The sequence below is a fragment of the Patescibacteria group bacterium genome, from assembly GCA_041667185.1.
GTDB lineage: Bacteria > Patescibacteriota > Patescibacteriia > SG8-24 > SG8-24 > JBAYFM01.
In genome coordinates, this window is record JBAYFM010000026.1 from 1 (window position 1) to 4,216 (window position 4,216).

Consider the following 4,216-nt stretch of genomic DNA (forward strand, 5'->3'; position numbering starts at 1 on the left):
CCAGCTCAGCTGGCCTCACCTCGCTCTTTTCGCCCGGTCATCTTATTAATGAAAGCAAAGCTGAGCTTTGCCCGCATTATTCTATGACCGAGCTGAGCTCGGTGGAGGCCCGGGCGGGAGTTGCACCCACGCATAGGAGTTTTGCAGACTCCTGCCTTACTACTTGGCTACCGGGCCGCGTAAATATCCCAAAGACGCTCCTATTTTTATCATTTACGCCGAAACTGCGCAACCCTTGATCAAACGCCCTGACCGGAATCCGCGTCTTCTGCTATAATTTAAACGAATTTCTATCATTATATGGCCAAAAAATACGCTATCGGCGTCGATATCGGCGGCACGAAGATCCAGGCGGCGCTCATCCTGGGTCACCGCGTGATCAAACGTTTCCGCGTGCCGACGGAAGCCAAGCGCGGCCGGGAGGTCATTTTGAGCAATATCGCCCGCGCCATCAAAGAAGTCTGGACGCCCAAAGTCGGTTTCATCGGCATCGGCATCGCCGGCCTCGTCAACCACGAGAAAGGCGTCTTCGTCGAGGGTCCGAACTTTCCGCGCTCGTTCCGCCAGATACCCTTGGCGCGCCTGATCAAAGCCAAATTCGGCGTCCCGGCCAGGGTTGACAATGACGTGCGTTGCTTTACACTGGGCGAGACCCTTTTCGGCGCTGCTAAAAGCCGCCTTAACGTGATCGGTCTGACCATCGGCACCGGCATCGGCGGCGGCATTGTCCTCGCGGGCCGGGTCTATCGCGGCCGCGACAACGCCGCCGGCGAACTCGGCCACACGATCGTTGATCTCAGCTCCAAGGCGAGCTGCAGCTGCGGCCGCGTCGGCCACTTCGAAGCCCTGGCCGCCGGACCGGCGATCATGAATCTGTTCAAGAAGCGGACCAGCAAATGGCTGCTGGCCACAGATATCGAGAAATTAGCCAAAAAAGGCGATCATGTCGCCGCTCAGACCCTGACCGAGGCTTCGGAACGGCTCGGAATCGGCGTCGCGAGCATCGTCCAGGCCCTGAACCCGGACATCGTCGTGATCGGCGGCGGCGTCAGCCGCGTACGCTCGCTCTGGCCGAACCTGATCCGAACTTTCAAAAAGAGCGTGACTTTCCCGATCCTGCGCAGCACACCGATCGTGCCCGCCAGACTCGGCGATGACGCCAACGTCATCGGCGCCGCCCTGCTCCAGAAGCAGCCCTGATTTTACTCTCAACCAAGCAAAACTTTGACCGAAACGTCAAACCAACACCCCACAGACATGAGTTCACAACAGATCCGCCACATCATCCAGCAGAACATCAGCCGCGGAGACTGGCGCCAACGCAAACTTGGCGGCATTTTTCGGGGCGCTCCGGGACGCCGACCGGGAAAATGGAAACGGATCCTGGGTTACGCCGCCATCATTTGTCTGGCCGCTTTTTTGGCCGGCAGCCTGGCTTTCATCGGGCTCTTCGCCTGGTTCTCGCGCGATCTGCCGGATCCGAACAACCTGTCGGCCCGCTCGCTCGCCCAGACCACCAAGATCTACGACCGCACCGGCGAAGTCCTGCTTTACGAGATTCATGGTGACCAGAAACGGACGATCGTCGACCTGGCCGACATTTCGCCGTACGCCAAGAACGCGACCATCGCCGCCGAAGACAAGGATTTCTACACGCACCGCGGCTTCAGCCTGCGCGGCTACCTGCGCGCTTTCATCAAGAACATCCTCTCCGGCGGGCGCGGCCAGGGCGGCTCGACCATCACCCAGCAGTTCGTCAAGAATTCCGTGCTGACCACGGAGAAGACCTACACCCGCAAACTCAAAGAACTGATCCTGTCGCTCGAGATGGAGCGCCGCTTCACCAAGGATCAGATCCTGAAACTTTATCTCAACGAGATTCCCTACGGTTCGGTCGTCTACGGCATCGAGTCAGCGGCGCAAACCTTCCTCGGCAAATCGGCCAAGGATCTGACGATCTCCGAAGCCGCGCTCCTCGCCAGCATCCCGAAAGCGCCGACCTACTATTCGCCGTTCGGTTCGCATCGCGACGAGCTCGTCACCCGCGCGCACTACATCGTCAATCTGATGAAAGAGCAGGGGATGATCTCGGCGGAAGAAGCCGAGGCGGCCATCAAAGACAACGTCATCGACCGCATCCAGCCGAAACGCGAACCGATCAAGGCGCCGCATTTCGTCTTCTATATCAAAGAACAGCTGGCCGACGAGTTCGGCGAGCAGGCCGTCGAACGCGGCGGACTCAAAGTGATCACGACCCTCGACTACGAGAAACAGGAGATCGCCGAAAAAGCCGTGACCGACAATCTGGAGAACATCAAGCGCTACGGCGGCTCGACCTCGTCCTTGCTGGCCTACGATCCGAAGACCGGCGATATCGAAGCTATGGTCGGCTCGCCGGATTATTTCGATGAGACCGCGAACGGCATGTTCAACAATCTGCTCGGCAAACGCCAGCCGGGCTCGTCCATCAAACCGCTCGTCTACGCCCTGGCGTTCGAGAAAGGCTTCACACCCGACACTGTGCTCTATGACGTATCAACGATCTTCGCCACCTCACCCAAGGAATACAAACCTTCCAACTACGACGGTCTGGAACGCGGCCCGGTGACCATGAAAGAAGCACTGGCTGGTTCGCTCAACATCCCGGCGGTCAAAACACTCTATCTCGCCGGCCTGAACGACTTCCTGGATTTCGCGACCCAGAAGATCGGCTACTCGACCTTCCAGAATCGCAGTTCGCTCGGACTGTCGCTGGTGCTCGGCGGCGGCGACGTAAAACCGCTGGAACACATCGCCGCATTCACCATCCTGCCGCGCGAAGGCTTCTACAGGCCGCTCAAAGGCATCCTGAAGGTCGAGGACGGCAACGGCAAGGTGCTGCTCGATCAGACCGATCCGGTCCCGGAGAAGCGCGTGCTCGAGGTCGAGACGGCCCGGCAGATCAACGCCGTCCTGGCGAATAATTCGTTGCGCGCCTACATCTTCGGCGAGAATAATTTCTTGACGCTGCCGGACCGGCCGGTCGCGGCCAAGACCGGAACTTCGAACGATTTCAAGGACGCTTGGACCATCGGTTACACCCCATCGCTCGTCACCGGCGTCTGGGTCGGCAACTCGGACGGCGAGACGACCATGAAAGCGCGCGCTGACGGCAGCCGCGTGGCGGCGCCGATCTGGAACCAGTTCATGCGCGAATCACTGAAGAACAGTCCGGTGGAAAATTTCACCGCCCCGCAGCCGGTCGTGACCGGCAAGCCGGTGCTCGACGGATCAAAGAATGCGCAAGTCCTGGTGAAGATCGACAAGATCACCGGCAAACTGGCGACGCCGAACACGCCGCCGGAACTCGTCGAGGAACGCGGTTTCGGCGTGCCGCACGAGATCCTCTTCTTCGTCGACAAGAACGACCCGCGCGGGCCGGCTCCGGCCGATCCGGCGAGCGATCCGCAATTCCAGCCCTGGGAAGACGGGGTCGCTGCCTGGGCGGCGAAACAGAATTTCGTGATCGAACCGCCGCCGACGGAATACGATAACGTCCATCTCCCGGAAAATCTGCCGACAGTACGGATCACTCGACCGGCCGACAACGAACAAATTACGACGCGGGATATGAACGTGGCCGTTGAAACCTGGGCCCGGCGCGGTGTGATGAAAGTGGAATATTCCCTGGATGGCGAATTCATCGGGACGATCGTGCGCGAACCCTGGGTCGGCTTCATCAACATCCCGAATCGGTTCACCAAAGGCTTCCATATACTGACCGCCCGCGCCTTCGACGACGTCGGCAACAATTCCTCGACCCAAACGACCATCAATCTGACCGCTGATCCCGGCCCGCTACAGATCCAATGGCTCACACCGGGACAGAATCAGACGCTCTACCTGGGCAGCCAATTTCCTTACAACATCAGTTTCAATATCGACGATCGCCAGAGCATCAAACAAATCGAACTGACTGCGACGCCAGAAGGATCGCCGGACGCGGAAATCATCGGCACGATCGGAAATCCGGCGTTGCCGACCTTGTCCATGACCTGGTATCTGCCGCGCTCGCAGGGACGATACACGCTGCGTCTCACAGCCACACTCACGAGCGGCGACGTGCGGACGCAGGAACTTAATGTTTATGTACGATGAGAGTGGGGGAGTGCTGGAGAGACGGAGTCAGGGAGAGACGGAGTCAGGGAGAGACGGAGTCAGGGAGAGACGGAGTCAG

General features: G+C 59.3%; 2 protein-coding genes and 1 tRNA gene. 2 read left to right on the forward strand and 1 reads right to left on the reverse strand.

The features are described 5' to 3' along the window. Window positions 1-102: 102 nt before the first annotated feature. Window positions 103-177 (reverse strand) — tRNA-Cys (locus tag WCT10_06055). Between the two features lie 123 nt (window positions 178-300). Here WCT10_06055 and WCT10_06060 point away from each other — a divergent pair. Beyond that, the gene (locus tag WCT10_06060; GenBank protein ID MFA6604361.1) at window positions 301-1,200 is read left to right on the forward strand and encodes an ROK family protein; all 900 of its coding nucleotides are present in this window, start codon (window positions 301-303) and stop codon (window positions 1,198-1,200) included. A gap of 57 nt (window positions 1,201-1,257) precedes the next feature. Beyond that, entirely contained in the window at window positions 1,258-4,137 is a 2,880-nt protein-coding gene (locus tag WCT10_06065; GenBank protein MFA6604362.1) for a transglycosylase domain-containing protein, read from the forward strand. Window positions 4,138-4,216 lie beyond the last annotated feature (79 nt).

Bases quoted from the DNA above. Each gene is read 5' to 3' on its own strand.
- WCT10_06060 (MFA6604361.1), top strand. From the start codon at position 301: ATGGCCAAAAAATACGCTATCGGCGTCGATATCGGCGGCACGAAGATC.
- WCT10_06065 (MFA6604362.1), top strand. From the start codon at position 1,258: ATGAGTTCACAACAGATCCGCCACATCATCCAGCAGAACATCAGCCGC.